We start from the raw sequence: 19,839 nt of genomic DNA on the forward strand, positions 1-19,839 counted from the left end.
ATCTTTTTCTTCTATATTCAGTTCTATGTTAAAGAAGAAATTAATCCTTTTATCACTTACACCATTTCTGGCAATTGCTAATAGCTTTATTGAAGTTAAAGTTCATGACCTTAATGTTTCTAAGCAGGATGATATATTTGGTCGAATGGGCTACATGGAATATGAAAGTGCAATAATCTCGCGTGACACTCTTTCTTTTAATATTTCTGATCGAGATAAGAATAAATCAAGTGCTGAAGTTTATTTTAAGAATAATCAATTGAAGCTTGATAATGGTTCGATGACTGCTCAATTTGATATGAGCGGAAATACTTTTTTAAATACCCTCGATAAATTAAAAATGAATAATGCTGAAACTGCCATTAATGCTACTTACTTTAATATAAATGGTTCAAGTTTCTTTATGGATAGAGAAGGTTTAGAGCTCGAGGCAAATAACTTTTTTGTTTTCTGTACAACGAATGATCCAGATTATGATATGGCAAGTGGGGATGGAATTGTTAAGGGTTGTATGACCGAGCTTAATATTACTCCTAAATCGTACAAAGAGCCTGTTAACTTTGCTTTAAAAAAGAAATTACAAGATGGTGCTATATTTACAGCAAGAGGAGACATTGGAACAATGCAGTTACAAGCTGCGAGATTCTTACAAATTGCTTCACCTTTACTTGTTATGGACTATAAACAATATGATGTTCAGGCAAAATCTGTAGATCTCAAGTGTGAGAAAGATGAGGATCTGATTGAGATCGATTCGGACTCTCTTATGAGTGGTTGTGAAAATACTGCGGCCTTAAATGTTCCAAAGATCTTAGTTTCAAACTCTAAAGAGAAAACAAAATTTTATTTTGATATTGATACGTTAAATGTGAAAAATGAGAGGCTTAACTTTCATTCAGATATTTTTCAATTTATTGATTCTAAAAAATCAGTAACAGTTAAGGATCTGAACGTTAAATGCCAAAAGCTTATTCAATCTGACTTATTAGATATTCCTTCAATGATCAAAGAATGTTTAATTGATGGATCTATAGACATTGCTAAGTTAAAAACAAATGAAGATATTAAAACAATTACAGATCCTCGTGGACGTGTGATCTCAAGACAAACAGTTTCGAGTCGATATAAGAACTTGGAAATTGATTCTTATAGGCCACTGGCAAATCTAAGCTTAGATAAATCTAACCTTTCAGATATTTCAATTAAGATTACTAATGGTGTCGCTAAGGTTAAGGCCCATGCATATAAGAATGTTCTTCTTAAGAAGAATTTTGATGTTGATCTGACGGCAAGTGTTTCATTTAATGAAAAAGAATCTCAAATTATTATGGATGTAACAGATGTAGTTGTTCCGTTTGGCTTCATCAAGGTTAAATGGATCTGGTTAATTGAAAAAATTATTAAGAATGCTATTGTTGGAAGTAATGTTACTTTTGAAGATGGTAAGTTCTATATTTCGATCTAGGAGATTGAATGAAGTTAGTTAAATTGTTTATTATTTCTCTTATTACATCTTTTGCTTTTGCAAATTCGACAAATATAAGCTGCCAGGGTGAAGGCTATTCTTTTAGTGTTCATGAAAATAAGGCCGTCATTAAAACTTTAGAATCTACTTATGATGTTTCAGTAAAGCAATCTGGGGCAAACTATACTGGTGTGCTTAAGGCTGAAGGTTATCTTGGTTTTCGATTCATTTTAAAGGGTAAGGAAGGAGAGTTAAAACTTGTTGGCCCTAAAAGTGTAACGAAGAAAATGAAGTGTTCAATTATTAAATAAAATATGAATTAATTTATTTGCAGCACTTAGAGGTGTTTCAACTTCATTTAAGATATTGTCGTTGAGCTTAGTCCATTCAGATTGAAGTGATGGATTAGCTCTAACTCTGTTCTCAAGTAGTTCATTAAATAGTTTCTTAAGCCAATCTTGATTTTGTCTTTTACGTTTTAGTTGAATTTTTTCCTGATTCTCCTGATAAATCTTTTCAATCAAGTCCCAATACTCAGTTACTCCTTTATTCTCTAGGGCCGATGCCATCATAACATTGGCACCAATCTTTCGATCTGTTTTGATTACTCCAAGGGCAGACTTATACTGTACCATTGTATCGTGAGCTTTTTGCTTGTTATCGCCATCTGCTTTGTTGATGACAATATTGTCACATAATTCAATAATTCCTTTTTTAATTCCTTGAAGTTCATCGCCTCCACCTGGTAGCAGAAGTACTGTGAATAAGTCCACAATATTTGCAACATCGTATTCCGACTGACCAACACCAACAGTTTCGATTAGAACAACATCATAGCCAGCAGCTTCACATGCAAGCATGACCTCTCTAGTCTTTAGTGCGACACCGCCAAGATTACCTGATGATGGTGTAGGGCGAATGAAAGCGTTTTTCTCTTGGGCGAGTTTCTCCATTCGAGTTTTGTCACCAAGTAAACTTCCACCACTTAGTGGAGAACTTGGATCAATTGCTAAGACTGCGACTTTTAGTCCCTTGTTAATTAAGAGAAGTCCCAGGGATTCAATAAATGTAGATTTACCAACCCCAGGCGTTCCAGAAATACCGATACGAATTGATTTTCCAGTTAGAGGAAGAATTTCGTTTAAGAGCTCCTGAGCTTCTTTTTGATGCTCAGCTTTCTTACTTTCGATTAAAGTGATGAATTTAGAAAGTGATCTAATATTTCCACTTTTTAATTTCTGGATATCAATTTGCATTACTTTTGTGCCTCTTTGATTTTTGTAATTACATCTTTTGCGGCTTCAGCAATTGTTGTTCCTGGTCCATAGATTCCCTTAACACCAGCTTCATATAGGAAGTCATAGTCTTTTCTAGGAATTACTCCACCTGCAACAACGATGATATCTTCTGCATCAAGTTTTTTAAGCTCAGCAATTAGTTCTGGAATTAATGTTTTGTGTCCCGCTGCAAGTGAAGATGCACCAACGACGTGAACATCGTTTTCTACAGCTTGCTTCGCAACTTCTTCCGGAGTTGAGAAAAGCGGAGAAAGGTCAACGTCAAAACCAACATCTGCATATGCTGTTGCTACAACTTTGGCTCCACGGTCATGTCCATCTTGCCCCATCTTTGCAACGAGAATTCTCGGACGACGTCCAAAGTCTCTTTCAAATTGGTCAATTTCGTTTTTAATGCTCATCCATTCCTCATCGCTTTCAAATGATTTACCATAAACACCTGAAACAGTTTTTGTATTTGCATTGTAGCGTCCCCATTCCTTCTCTAGTGCATAAGTGATTTCACCAACACTACAACGCGCTTCCATTGCCTCAACAGCAAGTTCTAAACCATTGCCGTTTCCAGTTTTAGCGTAATATTCAAGCTTTGCCATACATTCACTAACTTTCGCTTCATCACGTGATTCACGAATTTCTTCAAGTCTTTTGATTTGTTCATTAAGAACTTGAACGTTATCGATTTCAAGAACTTCAACGTGATCTTCTTTTGTTGGCTTATACTTGTTTACACCTACGATTACATCTTCACCGCGATCAATACGTGCTTGCTTAAGTGCCGCGGCTTCTTCAATTTTAAGTTTTGGAAGACCTGTCTCAATTGCTTTTGCCATGCCACCAGCTTCCTCAATTTCTTTGATTAAGCTTCGAGCTTTGTCTGCAATCTCTTTCGTCAGAGTTTCCATCATGTATGAACCACCCCATGGATCAACAGTGTTTGTAATTCCTGTCTCTTCCTGAAGGATGATTTGAGTATTTCTAGCAATACGAGCAGAGAATTCAGTTGGAAGTGCAATCGCTTCATCAAAAGAGTTCGTGTGAAGAGATTGTGTACCACCGAATACCGCTGCCATTGCTTCAATTGTAGTACGAATAATATTGTTATATGGATCCTGTTCCGTTAATGACCAACCAGAAGTCTGGCAGTGGGTACGTAACATTTTCGATTTAATATTTTTCGGCTCATATCTTTCAACAATTTCAGACCATAGAAGTCTTGCCGCGCGAAGCTTTGCAATTTCCATGTAAAAGTTCATTCCAATACCAAAGAAGAATGAGAGTCTTGGCGCGAATTGATCAATCTGCATACCTGCTTTAATTGCAGTGTCGATATACTCTTTTCCATCTGCAAGAGTGTAAGCTAGCTCTAAGGCAGCATCTGCACCTGCTTCTTGAATATGGTAACCAGAAATCGAGATTGAGTTAAACTTCGGCATATTAGTTGAAGTGTATTCAAAAATATCTGCGATAACTTTCATTGAAGGAGCTGGAGGGAATATATAAGTATTTCTTACCATGAACTCTTTTAAGATATCATTTTGAATTGTTCCTGAAAGTTGATCAAGAGATACACCTTGCTCTTTTGCTGCAACAATATATCCAGCTAGAACAGGTAATACAGCACCATTCATTGTCATCGAAACAGATACTTTATCTAATGGGATTCCATCAAAGAGTACTTTCATATCTTCAACTGTATCGATTGCAACACCTGCTTTACCAACATCACCTTTTACACGAGGATGGTCTGAATCGTAACCTCTGTGAGTAGCAAGATCGAATGCAACTGAAACACCTTGTCCACCTGCCGCTAGTGCCTTCTTATAAAAATCATTTGATTCTTTTGCTGTAGAAAATCCAGCATACTGGCGAATCGTCCATGGACGTCCTGTATACATCGTAGCTCTTGGACCTCTGATAAACGGATCCATTCCTGGCATTGTATCAACGAGGTTATTATTTTCTAGATCAGCTTTTGTATAAAGAGATTTAAGTTCAATCCCCTCTGGAGTTTGAGTAACCTTAGGGCCTTTACCTCTTGTCTCTTTGTCAGCTAATTCTTTCCAAGTGTTTAAATTATCTTTTGAATTATTTGGCATTTATTCTCCTTCAAACCACTTTACAACTACGTGATCAATACCTGCTCTTTGAGCGGCTTCAATTCCAGTAGGTGAGTCTTCAAAAATTAGACATTCGTGTGTTTGAGCTTTAAAAAAATCCTGTGCCAATAGATATGGTGCAGGATCAGGCTTCGTTTTATCTACTTCTCTTTCTGTAATTATTTTTTCAAAGTAACAGTCTAGTTCACAATGTTTTAAAATTGGATGAGTTACTTCGTATTGACTTGCTGTTACTAGTGCAAGTCGGATATCACTGTCTTTTAAGCGTTTAAGCAGTGAATGAATATTTCTATGTCTTATATTATTTGCATCAGACTGGCCAATAAGCTTAACTAAGGCTTCATTTTTTTTAGTCAAATATTCGTCTAAGTGGTTTAGGCCTAATGCCTCTTGGATCATTGGAAAAACTTCACCATCGGACATGCCATAAGTTTCCTCCATTGATGGAATTTTCTTTCCTTGGCATAAAGATTTTACGACTTCGTAGTGAAGAGGCTCACTATTTAATATTGTTCCATCCATATCAAAGAAGATATAAGGTCTTGTTTTTGCAATAGCCAAGATCTCTTCAATAACAGCTTCGTCTAAAGTACTGAAATCACTGAGCTTTTTTCCGATCATATTCATTCCAACTTTATACCATAAAAACCTAGGAATTTGTTTCGTTGTTGTTTTGCGTCATGAGATTAAGTTATAATTTATAGATACGGAGGAGATTGTGAAAAAGCATACGACCAACATTTCTCTTGAACCTTCACTGCAGGCATATTTCTATGATGAACTGCATCGCATAAACCTAAGAAGGCAAAACCCTTTACCGCAACTATCTATTTTCTATTCATCATTAGTTATGGATAAGTTTGGTCTTTCCCAGCACTATTTTGAAGAGCAGAAAGATGGAAGATTAAGAGAGAAAACTCTTGGGTTGAAACTACTTCAAGCTGAACATCTTAATGAGCGAGAAAAGAAAAGAGAATTAAGAGATATCGCTGACACAGCTTTATTTTTATGTGGTTATTTCTCAAATTCGGTTAACGAGAAAATTATTGATTTGGGCTACTATTGTGAGGTTGGTAAGACTGCATATCAAAAACTAGATCACTATCAACATACATTCTATGATTCTAGTGGCTTCTTTAAGAATCTCGCTTCGCAGTTTTATGACATCATTAATCTGATGAGTTTACTGCAAAGCGATTGCAACTTAAATGAAGAGCAGTATCTACTCTTTACTAAGGATGTATCGTAGTTGGGATACCATTATTAAGTGATTTCCCAACTGTAATTGTGATCCAATTTTGTTTTAATACTTTTTTGATAATTTTTTGGAAATCTTCATATTTAAAATTTCTAATTTCTTCATTTGATTTATAGAAGTAATCAACACCAAGGCCATGTAATGCAGGAACAGAGTAAACATTTGCATAGTCGTCATTTACTTGAAGGTTAAGTTGATTTTGACCATCAATCATCATTTTAATGCGATCAAAATCAGATTTAGAGAGACCTTCTTTTTGTAACTTAGATAAAATAGCATTGATAGCGTTAATTGCTTCAACTGTTTTATCATGGCCACTTGCCATGTAAATTCCCCAATATCCTGCTTCTAGAGCATTCATATGAATCGGTTGAGCAACGTAACATAATCCTTTGCGATCTCTAACATCAACAAATAACTCAGAAGATTGACCAGATAAATGAGTTGTTAACATTTTGAAAACAACATTTTCTTTGGCCGTAAGTTTCTTTGTTTGAGTAGCAATTAGAATTTGTGTTTGTTCGCGATCAAAATCGATATGTGTTTCAACTGTTTTAATAGGAACAACTTTTTTTGCTTCTTTCTTCTTATCTTTTCTAGGTTTTAAATCTTTAAAGTAAAATTCAACTTTCTCTTTAACTTCATCTAAAGAAAGATCACCACAAAAAGTGATAAGCATTTCTTTTGTTCTTAAGTTTTTCTCATGAACTTTCGCTAGATCTTCTTTCTTTAGCGCTTTAACAGATTTTTCTGTTCCAATAGTTGAAAGGGCATATGAATGTCCTTTAAATAATAAGTTAGTAGCTTCATTAAAGCAGTGCCTTGTCGGGTCCGCTTTATTGGCTTCAATAGTTCTAAAGATTAACTTCTTTTCATGCGCAATAAACTTTGCTTGAAAAGTAGGGTGAATTAGTGACTTGAAAAAGTGCTTAGATAGGTCTGAAAAGTATTCACTTTGACCATGCATCGTCATTCCGTATGCATTCTTTCCAGAGAAGCTGTTAAACATCGTTGATTTATTATCAAGATCTAATTTTAGCTTTTCGTAGCTTAGACCTTTATAGCCTTTTGTAAGTTGTGAACTCATTAGGCTGTATAATCCGTTTGTCTTTATTGTTTCATCAACTAGGCCACCTTTGAGGTAAGCATGCATGACAAACGTAGGTGTAATTGCATTATAACGATAAAGAAGTTTAATTCCTGGCTTGATTTCAACAATTTGAGTTGCTGGATCATGCTTAGACTTAGTGGCCTTAATGGCTTGCTCTTTCGTATTCTTTTTAAGTTTCGCAATTTTATTCTTAAACTCCACAAGTTTTGGTTTGAACTCTTGCGGCTTTAATTCATTTGGAATTTGAAGACTTAGATGAAGTGAGCGTCCAAAAATATCAGAGTACTTCTTATTTACTTCTTTCAGACTAGTTTTTTTAATCTTGTTGATAAATTCTTGCTCGATCTCAAGATCCTTTGCTCCAGCGTAACTACTACCTAGAGAAAAAGCATAAGATTCAAGAGATTCTTTTTCATAGATTTTAGCTGCTACATATTGGTTTTTGATCTTTTTAATATCATTTTCTTTAAGTCCAACAGTAGTCGCTTCTGTTATCGTTTTTTCTAGCTCATGCATGACTTTTTGATAATTCTCTTTTGGGAAGTTGATTCTTAAAAAGTGAATACCACCGTCAGCAAAGAACATTGAAGAAGATGTACAATTATTTGCTATCGTATTATTTAAAACAAGATTTTTATAAAGAGGTGACGTCTCTCCATAACCTAGAGCATTGTAGGCGAGGTCTTCACCTGCTGCACTGTCTGATTTCATCGGTGGACATTCGATGGCCATTGTTAATTGGCACATACGTACGTCTTTTTTATGAATCTCAATCGTTGATTTTTTGTGAAGAGAAAATGAAGGTCTTTCAGATCGTTTACCTTTTGGTAGTTCATAACCTTCAATTGTCTTTATGTATTTCTTTTTTTCTTTTAAGTCACCTGCAACAACTAAGAATGCGTTAGCATTATTATAGTGATTGTTTCTAAAATCAATTAACTGATTACGAGTGAAGTTTTTAATTGTTTTTTCATTTCCAAGGATGGGGTGAGCGTAACCACCGTTAAAAGACATTTCTTGAATTCTTTGAAATGAGTATTGGCCTGGGTTGTCTTGGCTTCTACGATATTCTTCAAAAACCACTTCTCTTTCAGGCACTAGATCTTCTTGTTTAAACATTGGGTTAGATACCATATCCATAATGATATCAATTGATGTATTAAAGTAGGCGATTGGTGAATTTATATAATAGCAAGTGTAATCAAAAGAAGTGAATGCGTTTACTTCGCCTCCAAATGACTCTACATCGTGAGCAATCTTGGCCCCTGGTCTTTTTTGTGTTCCTTTAAAAAACATGTGCTCAAGAAAGTGTGCAATTCCAAAGTTAGACTCATCTTCTAGAGTTGAGCCTGCTCTGAACCATATCTGTACAGATGCACTTGTATTTCCTGGAACATCAACAAAAATGACTTCCAAACCATTATTTAACTTTTCTATTTCATATTTCATTTACATTGCCTTTTAATTTTAGGTATTTGTTAATTATAGTCTGGGTTACAAAAAAATAATATGGAAGAAATAAAGTCGTTATATATCCATTTCCCGTTCTGTCGTCATCTTTGTAACTATTGTGACTTTTTTAAGTCAATTAAAGAAAACGACGGACAGCTCGATGATTTCGAAAGGCTCTTTGCAGATATGTCTGCAAAGCACAGTACTATTCTAGATAGTCATAGGGCCACTCTTAAGGAGCTAGAGACTCTCTATATTGGTGGAGGAACACCGAGTTTATGGGGCAGCCGAGGTGCATATTTCTTAAGGGATTGGTTAAGAGACAATAATATTTCTTTGAAAGAGGATTGTGAGTTTACTCTTGAAGTAAATCCAGGGGCCTGGACTGAAGAGACATTAAGTAGTTGGAGAAGTATCGGAGCGAATCGCTACTCTTTAGGTGTCCAATCATTAAACCCAAATTTTCTTAAGATCATTGATCGCGTCCACAATATTGATGATGTCCATGAAACATTAAAGTATTTTAATAAAGGTAATTATAATTTCTCTGTAGACTTTATGATTGGTCTACCTTTTTCTCAGAAGTATAATCGTGATATTATTGCTGAGCTAACTGAGATTCTTACTTATAATCCGAGTCATATTAGTCTTTATATCCTAACTGTTCCAAAACATTATAAGCACTACGATGAGTTACCGGATGAAGAGTGGATAAGTGATGAATATATTAAAGTTGCTAACTTCCTTGCTATAAATGGTTTCAAGCACTATGAAGTTTCAAATTTTGCTAAAGAGAACAAGGCTTCAATTCATAATCTTAATTACTGGAGAATGGAGTCCGTTGCAGCAATAGGCCCTTCTGCCACTGGTTATCTTAAAAACAATCGCTATCGCTACAAGTGGAAGACCAAGGGTGCCGATGTCGTTGAAGAAAATTTAAGTGAAGATGAGTTTCAAATTGAGAGACTCTATATGAATCTTCGATCTAGCGTTGGATTTCCGATTAAAGATTCTTATTGGGGTGACTTGAGCGAGCTGGTTCAATCTTTGAAATCACGTGGATTAGCGATGGCCGGACGTGATCACTTTTATTTAACGTCCCGCGGCTTTCTTATCTTAGATACAATAATAGATGAAATCTTTAAAATTTCTAAGTAGTTTCAGGTACTTATAAAACAATTCGAAAAAAAATTATTGCTCAACGTTGACACTGGGCCAAAGGCTACCATCTTTAGGTTAGAGATAAATTTAAAGAGGTAGTTGTAATGTCTGAAACTCACGTTAATGAAGAAAATGAAAAAGAATTAGGACCTGAGACTAATGAAGAAACTCAGGAAGCTTCTCAAGTTGAAGAAATTGAAACTGAAAATGAAGTTTCTGAAGAAATGAAAGAGCTAATGGAATTTAAGGATAAATTTTATTACGTAGCGGCTGAGATGGAAAATCTAAAAAGACGCCACGAGAAACAACTACAGGATCAAATTAAATTTGGAACTGAGAAAGTAATGATGGGTCTTTTAGATGTTGTTGATAACCTAGAAAGAACCCTTCAAGCGATTTCAAGTGACGAAGATGAAAAGGTTAAAAATATTTACACAGGTGTAGATATGGTTAAAAACCAATTCCTTGAAACACTTAAGACGAATGGCTTAGAAAAGATTGAAACAGAAGGTAAGATTTTCGATCCACACTTTCACGAAGCAATGGCACAAATGCCAGCAGAAGGAAAAGAAGATCAAGAGATCGTACAAACATATCAAAATGGTTACTCACTAAATGGTAGAGTGATTAGAGCAGCAAAAGTAGTAGTAGCAAAAAACTAATTATATAAAGGAGATTATAATGGGAAAAATTATTGGAATCGACTTAGGTACAACTAACTCATGTGTTTCTGTTCTTGAGAACGGAAAATACAAAATCGTAGCAAACGCAGAAGGACACAATACAACTCCATCTGTTATTGGTTTTGCAAACAACGGTGAAACTCTGGTTGGCCAAGTTGCAAAAAGACAAGCTGTAACTAACCCTTCAAAGACACTTTACGGGATCAAAAGACTTATTGGTCGTAAATTTGATACTCCAGAAGCAAAGTCATTCGCTGACGTAGCTCCATTTGAAATTTATGCAAATGATAATGGTGATGCGTGGGTAAAAGTAGACGGTAAAGCAATGTCTCCTCAAGAAATTTCTGCGAAGGTTCTTCAAAAACTGAAGAAAGCGGCGGAAGATTACTTAGGTGAGACAGTGACTGAAGCTGTAATTACAGTTCCAGCATATTTTAACGACTCTCAAAGACAAGCAACTAAAGATGCAGGTAAAATTGCTGGGCTTGAAGTAAAAAGAATTATCAACGAGCCAACTGCTGCAGCACTTGCTTACGGACTAGAATCTAAGCAAGATAAAAACATTGCAGTATTTGACCTTGGTGGTGGTACTTTCGATATCTCAATTCTAGAGATTACTTCAGACGGTGTATTCGAAGTAAAAGCAACTAATGGTGATACATTCCTTGGTGGTGAAAACTTTGATGAAAATATCATTAACTTTCTAGCTGATGAATTTTTAAAGTCAGACGGAATTGATTTAAGAAAAGACCAAATGGCACTTCAAAGATTAAAAGAAGCTGCTGAAAAAGCTAAGCATGAGCTATCGAACGTTAACTCAACAGATGTTAACCTTCCATTTATCACTGCAGATGCTTCTGGTCCAAAACACTTAAACGTAAACTTATCAAGAGCTAAGTTTGAGGCTTTAATTGCTGACCACTTAACTGCTCTTGCTAAGCCATGTTTAACTTGTCTTGAAGACTCTGGTCTTGAGAAGAGTGAAATTGATGAGGTAATCCTTGTTGGTGGTTCGACTCGTATTCCAGCTGTTCAAGAAAGAGTAAAAGAAATCTTTGGTAAAGAAGCTTCAAAAGGTGTTAACCCTGATGAAGTTGTAGCTGCAGGTGCTGCTATCCAAGGTGGTGTACTAGCTGGTGACGTAAAAGACGTACTACTACTAGACGTAACTCCACTAACTCTAGGGATTGAGACTCTGGGTGGTGTAATGACTCCACTTATTGAGAAGAACACGACTATTCCTTCGAAGAAGTCACAAACTTTCTCAACTGCTGTAGACAACCAACCAGCTGTTACAATTCACGTATGCCAAGGTGAGCGTGAATTTGCTAAAGATAATAAGTCACTAGGACGTTTTGACCTAAGTGGAATTGCACCAGCTCCAAGAGGTGTTCCACAGATCGAAGTTACTTTTGATATTGATGCTAACGGTATTGTTCACGTTTCTGCTGTAGACAAAGCTACTGGTAAATCTCAAGAGATTAAGATTACTGCTGGTTCAGGTCTTTCAGATGAAGAAATTGAAAGAATGGTACAAGAAGCTGAAGCTAATAAAGAAGCTGATAAGAAAGCACGTGAGATCGTTGATACAAGAAACAATCTAGATGCACTTATCTTAAGCTGTGAAAAAATGATCAAAGACAGTGCTGATAAAATCTCTGAAGACGATAAGTCTAAGTTAGAAGCAGCAATTAATGAAGCTAAAGGCAAGCTTCAGTCTGAGAATCTTGATGAGTTAAAAGCAGCTCAGGAAGCTCTAACTAATGCTTCTCATGCAATTGCTCAACAAATGTATCAACAGCCAGGTGCTGAAGCAGGTGCACAGCAAGCTGGACCAGAAGGTGATGCAGGAGCAAACGCTGGTGCGAACAAGCAAGACGACGATGTTGTTGATGCTGACTTTAAAGAAGTTTAATTAGAAATATAGAATTGAAGGGAGCCCTGTGCTCCCTTTGTTCGTTAATAGAGAATTTTAAATATGAGTGATAAAAGAGATTATTACGATATTCTAGGCGTAGCAAAAGGTGCTGATAAGGCTGAAATTAAAAAAGCTTATCGTAAGATGGCCATGAAATATCACCCTGACCGCAACCCTGACAACAAAGAAGCGGAAGCAAAATTTAAAGAAGCTTCTGAAGCTGCAGAGGTATTACTAGATGATGGAAAACGTCAGCGTTATGACCAATTTGGACATGCTGGGGTAAATGGTCAAGCTGGTGGCTTTGGCGGTGGTGGTTTCCAAGGTGGATTCGGTGACTTTGGCGATCTAGGAGATATCTTTGGTGATATTTTCGGTGACATGATGGGTGGCGGAGGACGCGGCCGTCGTGGTGGAAGACGTCGTTCTGGAATTCCTGGAAATGACCTTCAAATGACGGTAAGTGTGACATTCGAGGAAGCAGCATTTGGCGCCAAAAAGAAAGTCTCTATCAATAAAGAAACTACTTGTGAAACTTGTTCAGGCTCAGGTGCAAAAGCAGGATCTGAACCGACTACATGTGATATGTGTCACGGGGCAGGTGAAGTTCGTCGTCAACAAGGATTCTTCACTGTTGCTTCGACTTGTCCAAAATGTCAGGGTTCTGGAACAATGATCAAAGATCCTTGTGGAACTTGTCACGGACAAGGACGTAAGAAGAAGAAAGTTGAACTAGAGGTTACAATCCCTGCTGGTATCGACCATGGTCAGCGTCTAAAGCTTTCTGGGGAAGGTGATGCTGGTGCTCAAGGTGGACCAAATGGTGATCTTTATATAGTTGTTGATGTAAAAGAACATGAAATCTTTAAACGTGAAGGTTTTAATGTTCACTACACTGTACCAATCAGCTTCTCTCAAGCAGCTTTAGGTGCTGAAGTTGAAGTACCAACACTTGATGGAAAAGTTGTTGTTGATCTTCCTGCTGGAACTCAATCTGGTAAGAAGATGCGACTAAAAGGTAAGGGAATTCAAAAACTTGGTGGTTATGGCCAAGGAGATGCAATTCTTACTGTACATGTTGAGACACCAACTAAGCTTTCGAAAGAGCACAAGGAATTACTTGAGCAACTTGCTAAGCTAGAAGGTAAGCAGTGTCATCCAATGAGCACTGGTTTCATCGATAAAGTTAAAGAATTATTTAGCTAATTCTAATATATACAGGGGAGACTGAGTGAATTAGTCTCCCATGTTTATAAAATCCTAATATTTCTCCTGTTTTCATCTATCTATATTTCAAATAAAATAGACCATACAAAATTAAAAAAGGTCGACTATGTTTAAGTATATTTCTCTAATTTTAATCACACTACTTGTGAGTTGCGGTGGTATCCAAATGATCAACCGAGACACTTCACATCTTTATACAGAAAAGTTTTTAAAAGATTTTGATGTTGCAAAGAAGAGTTTCGTTGATGGGAATAAGGAATTAGCGCTAGGACAACTTAATGCAATTCAAGATGCAAAGTTAAGGCCGGCGGAACTTGCAACAAAAACAAATCTGATTGGTGTAATTAATTATTCAAATCAAAACTATGAACAAGCTATATTTCAATTTAATCTTGCTTTAAATAGTTCAGGAGAAGATGGGCAACTTAATGCTCAAATTAAGTTAAATCTAGCAAGCAGTTACTATAAATTAGGAGATCTAGAAAATACATTCAAAACTCTTGATGGGACTGACTCAAGATGGCTTCTTAATCGTGATTTAGAAAATTTTCATAAATTACGTTATCGCGTTTCAAAGGAGCTTGATTTTCAAGCAGTAGCACTCGATTCTCTACTTTGGCTAAATTCTGGTGCCAATACTGTGGATGAATTAAAAAAGAAAAAATTCTATGGTCAACTTGTTACACAATACTTCATCGTGGATCAAGCTGAGCGAGTGCGTTTAGTTCAGGACTTTAAACAAGGAAAAGATTTTGTTTGTGCTTATCTTTCTTATTTAGAAATTGAGCAACTTATCAATCAAGGAAATAAGGGAAAGGCACAAGAAGTTGGAGACTGGGTTAAGTCTAACTACAATATGTTTCCTGAAGTCATTGCTCTTGTAATGGCACGTTTTGAAAACCTTAAGAAATATAGCAAAATTAACCTTCGCTCAATTGGTGTTGTTCTTCCTCTTACTGGAGATAAAAGTAAATTTGGTAAAAGAGCACTAGCAGGTATCGATCACGCTGTTAGAAAGTATAACGAACAGAATGCTAAGAAACCAAATTTTCAACCTATTCAAATTAAAATCTTTGATAGTATGGGAAGTGCAATTGTAGGTAAGGAAAAGGTTCGTGAGATGATTGAAAGAGAGAACTCTTCAATTATTATCGGTGGACTTTTAAAAGATGAAGCTAAAGCAGAATATGAAGCTGCGAGAAAGTATGGTGCATTCTTTATTTCTCTTTCTCAAATCTATGCGAGTAAAGATGATAAAGGCCACCTTCTAATTGAAGTTCCTGGTTCTGTAGAATCACAAGTTTCTTTATTATTCTCTGAAAAGTACTTATCAAAATTTGGTAACAAAGTATCTATCATTTATCCAAATACAGATACTGGTTATTCATATGTTGATTCGGCATGGAAGATGGCCGAAAAAGCAGGTGCTGAAATTGTTAGTATTCAATCATTTGATACTAATCAGACTGACCACAGATCAACAGTAGCAAAAATTCTTGGTCTATACTTTACACGTGAAAGACAAGAGGAGTTTGAACTTCTAAAGTCTGTTCATAAATTAGAAGGCAATACATCAATTAGACGAGTACAAACACTTGGTCCAATTGTGGACTTCGATTGGGTTCTACTTCCAGCGGCACCAAATGATGCTCTACAGTTAATCCCGTCTTTTAATTACTATGATGCGTTTAATGTAACTTTAGTTGGTGGACCTAATTGGCGCTCTAGAAGAATCTCTAGAGAAACTTCTAAGCTTGGAAAACTATTCTTTGTCGACTCAGAAGTACCAAAAGGTGATTCTGGATTTGTATCAAGTTATCAGTCACGCTATGGCCAACGTCCAGGTGTTGTTGAAATTCTTGGTTTTGAAGGTATGGCACTAGCAGCGAATGTTCTATCGTTAGGTGATTTTACAAGCCGCGATGAACTGGAGAAAACGTTAGTTGATGCTAAGAAAGTTGCTGGTATTACTGGTTCTTGGAGATTAGAAGACGACGTGTGGATGAAGGACATGAATCTCATGAGCTTATACCGTGGTCGCTTAAATAAAGTGAATTTGACTAGTGAAAAACCGAATGAAAAATCAGTTGAAGAGGAAGTAAGTAACTGACGCTTAAGCGCCAGTTATATTACTTCTTAGCAGCGTTGATTCTGCGTAAAATTCTTGCTTTTTTCTTAAGTTGAGCTTTTCTCTTACTCATTTTAGCAATAGTTTTCTTTCTACCTGCACCCATAATCTTTCCTTTTGCGTAGTGTTAGAAAATAGTCTCGTTATACTAGAAAAAAATATCGAATTTGACAAGGGCCAAGTCATATTTATAGGTATGCGCGGTGTTTAATCTGTTATTAATGGTTGTCAATAAAATGAGCTAAATGGTACATTTTACATATATAAGCAAACGGATTGCTAATCAAAAGGTATAATGGAATGTGCGCTGCAAAGAAAAAAGTAGCAGCTAAGAAGAAAGCTGCGAGCAAAACGACGAAAAAAATTACAAAAAAAGTAACTAAAAAGAAGGCCAGCAAGAAAGCTGCAAAGCAGTCAGTGAAGAAAGTTGCAAAGAAAGCGACAAAGAAAAATTCTTTACGTAAGACAAGCTCGGCTTCTCATGCAAGCTTATCAACTGCATTTGTTGATGAACTTTCACTAAATAATAAATCTAAATCTCCAGAGCTAGGTGCTAACCTTGAAATGAAAAAGGCTGCTTTAAGAGCACGCCGTATTCACTGGAATGAAGATAAGCGCAAGATTGCAATTGATATGATTGAGCGCTACACGGGTCACGACTTTAGGGACTTCCAACAACAAATTATTCTTACTAACTTCCATTACTATGTTGAGAGATTCAACGCATTGTTAGATGACCATGTTTATACTCAAGGTTCAGCTTTTAAAGCTTCAAGTTCTAAGAAAGCAAAAGTAACGATTATTGAGTTTGGTGTTGGTGCTGCCATGGCCGCGCTTATCGGTGAGCTAATTTCAGTAATTCATCCTAAAGCAGTACTATTCTTAGGACTTGCAGGTGCTGTTCATCCATCGTTAAAAGTGGGTGACTTCGTTCTTCCTATCGCTTCAATTAGAGCAGAAGGTGTTACTGAGCACTTTCTTCCTAGGGAAGTTCCTGCCCTTCCAACATTTAAAGTACAAAAATTTGTTTCTCAAATATTATTAGAGCATGGGCATGATTACCGTACTGGAACGATCCACTCTACAGATTACCGATTCTGGGAATTTGATGATCGTTTTAAAGAGCGTTTAATCGAACAAAGGGTACTTGCAGTTGAAATGGAAACAGCGGCACTTTTTGTTTCTTGCTTTGTGAGTAAGGTAAATATCGGAGCATTACTTTTAATCTCTGATTGTCCAATGACTAAGGATGGTATTAAAACGAAGAAGTCTGCAAAGTCTGTCTTCAAGAAATATACAGATATTCACATCGAATTAGGGATTGAAGCTATGGCAGACATTGCTGAGCGTGGTGAGAATATCAGACACTATCATTGGTAAAATTTTATAAAGGAATATGAAATGTTAAAGCAATTTTTTAATTTCTTCTCAAACGATCTCGCGATCGATTTAGGTACAGCGAATATTCTTGTATACGCTAAGGACAGAGGGATCATCGTGAATGAACCATCTGTAGTTGCGGTACACCAAGGATATAAGGGTACTGGATCAAAGGTTCTAGCTGTTGGTGCGGAAGCTAAGCAAATGCTTGGTCGTACACCAGGGTCTATCCAAGCGATTCGTCCTATGAGAGATGGAGTAATCGCAGACTTTGAAGTAACTGGTGCCATGCTTAAGTACTTCATCCAAAAATCACTATCAGGTTCAAAGCTAGTAAAGCCAAGAATCATTATTTGTATTCCTTTCGGTATTACTCAAGTTGAAAAACGTGCAGTAAAGGAATCTGCTGAACAAGCAGGTGCTCGTGAAGTTTACTTAATTGAAGAGCCAATGGCCGCTGCAATTGGTGCAGGACTTCCAATTACTGAACCTTCAGGAAATATGATTGTTGATATTGGTGGTGGGACAACTGAAGTTGCAGTCATTTCACTTGGTGGTATCGTTTACTCTCAATCTGAAAGAGTTGCAGGTGATAAGTTTGATGAAGCAATTGCTTCTTACATCAAGAAAAAATACTCATTATTAATTGGTGAAAGAACTGCAGAACAAATCAAAATGTCGATTGGTAATGCATACCCATTTGATGATGAAGTAAGAACATATGAAGTTAAGGGCCGTGACCTAGTTGCTGGTGCTCCTAAAATTATCGAAGTTACTTCTGACGAAATCAGAGATGCACTTTCTGATCCTATCGCTGAAGTAGTTGAAGCAATTAAGACTTCATTAGAAAAAACTCCTCCAGAACTAGCTGCCGATATCGTTGATAACGGAATCATTCTAGCTGGTGGTGGTTCTCTTCTTGCAAACCTAGATGTTTTAATTAAAGAAAGAACTGGTCTTCCAGTTGCTCTTGCTGAAGATCCATTAACATGTGTTGTTCGTGGATGTGGTAAGGCACTAGAGTCAATCGATCTTTTAAAACAAGTAGCGACTCTATCATAAGTCGAAAATAGGTTTACAATTGAATTCTCAAAATCTTTTTATCGAATTAGAGCTCTCTGATATAAAACTGAAAATCAGGGAGCTCATTGCCACAAAGAGTAAATTAAAAATTTGGACTAACTCACAGCAGGTAGCTTCTGTTGAGATTTTTGCGATTGAAGAAGATACTCTTATTGTAGATGATAATCACGCTCTTGATGGAGTCGTGATGGCGAACTTTAGCCTTCGTTATATGAGCTACTTTTTTAAAGGTGTCATTGAAGGTGGTAATCTAAAAATCGAAGGGAAAGTATATCGAAGTGAAAGAAGAGGGGATATGAGATTTAATGTCTCATATATGACATCTTCATATCTATATTTTGATGCAGTCGAAGAAGATACACCGTCTGCAGATAATGTACTTCAATTCAATAAATCTAAAAATAAAGAGGACTCATTCATTAAAGACTTTTCTTATTCGATGAATGATTTTCCAGAGCTAAGAGGTGCAAAATTAATTGATATCTCAAGTAATGGTGCTTCTTTTGTAATGTCTCTTCAAGACTTTAAAAATTTCTCTAACAAAAAGTTTTCAATGGGAACTCTAGTTTTAGAGAAAAACTCATATGATATTTCAAATATTCAAAAAGTTTACGATATTGATTATGTAAATTTCAGACTTGATAATATTCCGATGAAGAAAATTGGGATTAAGTTTGAAAGTAATGGAGATTTAGATTCATACTTAAAAGAGCTTGATGATAAATCTATAATTTTAACTTCACTTGATGAGGAATTTAATAAGTATATTAATCAACAAATAGAGGAGTAGTTTATGTTGCGACCTCTTGGTGTGCTTTTTTTATTTTTAATTACTTCATGTAGTATACTGAAAGAAGATATTAATGATCAGCTATCGGCCAGTGCTAATCAGTATAAGCAATTGGAAGTCAGTGGTGAATATCTTGTTGATACAATGTCAGGATTCAATAAGAATCGTGAATATGTACGAAAAACTCAAATCATTTCACCTGTAAATAAATCCAAAGTTTATGAAAAGACAATTGTAATCTCTAAGCAAAAGAAGATTGCTAAGGATGTGTTCTTTTTAGTTCCAATTAAATACGAATCCACTTTTTTCTTGAATAATGATATTTACACCGTGAGTGGTCAGATTGATTTAAAAAGTAGAAAGATTTTTTATAATCTGAATTCTCCTGAATATAAGTGGCTTGGACAGCGTGAGTATGATGTTCCTAAAAATGTTAAGGCCATATGTTTCTATGCATCTATTGTTGAGTGTGCAAAGGTTTCGGGCTTTATTAAGAAGGCCATTGATAAAAAGAATGGAGACATGAATTTTCATATTCTTTGGGAAAGCTTTCCATATTTCCAAGAACAATATTTAAATATACCAAAAGAGATTTTATCTGAAGCAAGATTGAGTTTTGATGATTTCGATAAGAATGGAAACTATCGTTTTCTTTTATCAGCTGGCGGACAAGAACAAGTATATATATTAAATAAGAGTTTAGATGTTGTTGGTCACTACTGGGCATCTCAAGGTCTATCAAAAGAGTTGGTAAAATGAAATTATTCT

At 36.0% G+C, this 19,839-nt stretch carries 16 protein-coding genes; 12 read left to right on the forward strand and 4 right to left on the reverse strand.

Annotated elements, in window-relative coordinates:
- Nucleotides 1-25 precede the first annotated feature (25 nt).
- On the forward strand, nt 26-1,465 hold the full coding sequence (locus ACMAWV_RS02065; RefSeq protein ID WP_412470037.1) for a hypothetical protein: 1,440 nt from the start codon (nt 26-28) through the stop codon (nt 1,463-1,465).
- An 8-nt stretch (nt 1,466-1,473) separates the two neighbouring features.
- A complete protein-coding gene (locus tag ACMAWV_RS02070; RefSeq protein ID WP_103219274.1) occupies nt 1,474-1,776 on the forward strand; it encodes a hypothetical protein in 303 nt (100 codons plus the stop codon).
- Here ACMAWV_RS02070 and meaB read toward each other — a convergent pair.
- The 3 genes from meaB to ACMAWV_RS02085 are packed head-to-tail and all read right to left on the reverse strand — an operon-like array spanning nt 1,762 to nt 5,507.
- The gene (meaB, locus tag ACMAWV_RS02075; RefSeq protein WP_103219275.1) at nt 1,762-2,721 is read right to left on the reverse strand and encodes a methylmalonyl Co-A mutase-associated GTPase MeaB; all 960 of its coding nucleotides are present in this window, start codon (nt 2,719-2,721) and stop codon (nt 1,762-1,764) included. The two genes, ACMAWV_RS02070 and meaB, sit on opposite strands and share 15 nt — an antisense overlap.
- Nucleotides 2,721-4,859: a methylmalonyl-CoA mutase gene (scpA, locus tag ACMAWV_RS02080; RefSeq protein ID WP_103219276.1), complete on the reverse strand. Its 2,139-nt coding sequence runs from the start codon at nt 4,857-4,859 to the stop codon at nt 2,721-2,723. Before scpA ends, meaB begins: the two co-directional genes overlap by 1 nt.
- A complete protein-coding gene (locus ACMAWV_RS02085; protein WP_412470036.1) occupies nt 4,860-5,507 on the reverse strand; it encodes an HAD family hydrolase in 648 nt (215 codons plus the stop codon).
- A gap of 91 nt (nt 5,508-5,598) precedes the next feature.
- Here ACMAWV_RS02085 and ACMAWV_RS02090 point away from each other — a divergent pair, with 91 nt between their 5' ends.
- The gene (locus tag ACMAWV_RS02090) at nt 5,599-6,129 is read left to right on the forward strand and encodes a hypothetical protein (RefSeq protein WP_103219278.1); all 531 of its coding nucleotides are present in this window, start codon (nt 5,599-5,601) and stop codon (nt 6,127-6,129) included.
- Here the strand turns inward: ACMAWV_RS02090 and ACMAWV_RS02095 are convergent.
- Complete coding sequence (locus ACMAWV_RS02095) at nt 6,113-8,698, reverse strand: M16 family metallopeptidase (protein WP_103219279.1); 2,586 nt, start codon at nt 8,696-8,698, stop codon at nt 6,113-6,115. The genes ACMAWV_RS02090 and ACMAWV_RS02095 overlap by 17 nt on opposite strands.
- A gap of 60 nt (nt 8,699-8,758) precedes the next feature.
- Between ACMAWV_RS02095 and ACMAWV_RS02100 the strand changes: the two genes are divergently transcribed.
- The 9 genes from ACMAWV_RS02100 to ACMAWV_RS02140 all read left to right on the forward strand — a co-directional run bounded on the left by ACMAWV_RS02100 (nt 8,759) and on the right by ACMAWV_RS02140 (nt 19,830).
- Nucleotides 8,759-9,859: a coproporphyrinogen-III oxidase family protein gene (locus ACMAWV_RS02100; RefSeq protein ID WP_392990477.1), complete on the forward strand. Its 1,101-nt coding sequence runs from the start codon at nt 8,759-8,761 to the stop codon at nt 9,857-9,859.
- A gap of 107 nt (nt 9,860-9,966) precedes the next feature.
- A complete protein-coding gene (grpE, locus tag ACMAWV_RS02105) occupies nt 9,967-10,524 on the forward strand; it encodes a nucleotide exchange factor GrpE (protein WP_103219281.1) in 558 nt (185 codons plus the stop codon).
- A gap of 19 nt (nt 10,525-10,543) precedes the next feature.
- Nucleotides 10,544-12,460 (forward strand): molecular chaperone DnaK, encoded by a 1,917-nt coding sequence (dnaK, locus tag ACMAWV_RS02110; RefSeq protein ID WP_103219282.1) that lies wholly within the window; start codon nt 10,544-10,546, stop codon nt 12,458-12,460.
- Nucleotides 12,461-12,523: 63 nt separating this feature from the next.
- The gene (gene dnaJ, locus ACMAWV_RS02115) at nt 12,524-13,669 is read left to right on the forward strand and encodes a molecular chaperone DnaJ (protein WP_103219283.1); all 1,146 of its coding nucleotides are present in this window, start codon (nt 12,524-12,526) and stop codon (nt 13,667-13,669) included.
- Nucleotides 13,670-13,796: 127 nt separating this feature from the next.
- Nucleotides 13,797-15,800 carry an ABC transporter substrate-binding protein gene (locus ACMAWV_RS02120; RefSeq protein ID WP_412470035.1) on the forward strand — a complete coding sequence of 668 codons (2,004 nt, stop codon included), beginning with the start codon at nt 13,797-13,799 and terminating at the stop codon, nt 15,798-15,800.
- Nucleotides 15,801-16,118: 318 nt separating this feature from the next.
- Nucleotides 16,119-17,198 carry an AMP nucleosidase gene (locus ACMAWV_RS02125; RefSeq protein WP_103219285.1) on the forward strand — a complete coding sequence of 360 codons (1,080 nt, stop codon included), beginning with the start codon at nt 16,119-16,121 and terminating at the stop codon, nt 17,196-17,198.
- A gap of 21 nt (nt 17,199-17,219) precedes the next feature.
- Entirely contained in the window at nt 17,220-18,260 is a 1,041-nt protein-coding gene (locus ACMAWV_RS02130) for a rod shape-determining protein (RefSeq protein WP_021266421.1), read from the forward strand.
- Between the two features lie 19 nt (nt 18,261-18,279).
- Nucleotides 18,280-19,071, forward strand: a complete 792-nt coding sequence (locus ACMAWV_RS02135; protein ID WP_103219286.1) for a hypothetical protein — start codon at nt 18,280-18,282, stop codon at nt 19,069-19,071.
- Between the two features lie 3 nt (nt 19,072-19,074).
- The gene (locus ACMAWV_RS02140; RefSeq protein WP_103219287.1) at nt 19,075-19,830 is read left to right on the forward strand and encodes a hypothetical protein; all 756 of its coding nucleotides are present in this window, start codon (nt 19,075-19,077) and stop codon (nt 19,828-19,830) included.
- Nucleotides 19,831-19,839: the final 9 nt, after the last annotated feature.

It is taken from the genome of Halobacteriovorax sp. RT-1-1 (assembly GCF_047085455.1).
Classification (GTDB): domain Bacteria; phylum Bdellovibrionota; class Bacteriovoracia; order Bacteriovoracales; family Bacteriovoracaceae; genus Halobacteriovorax_A.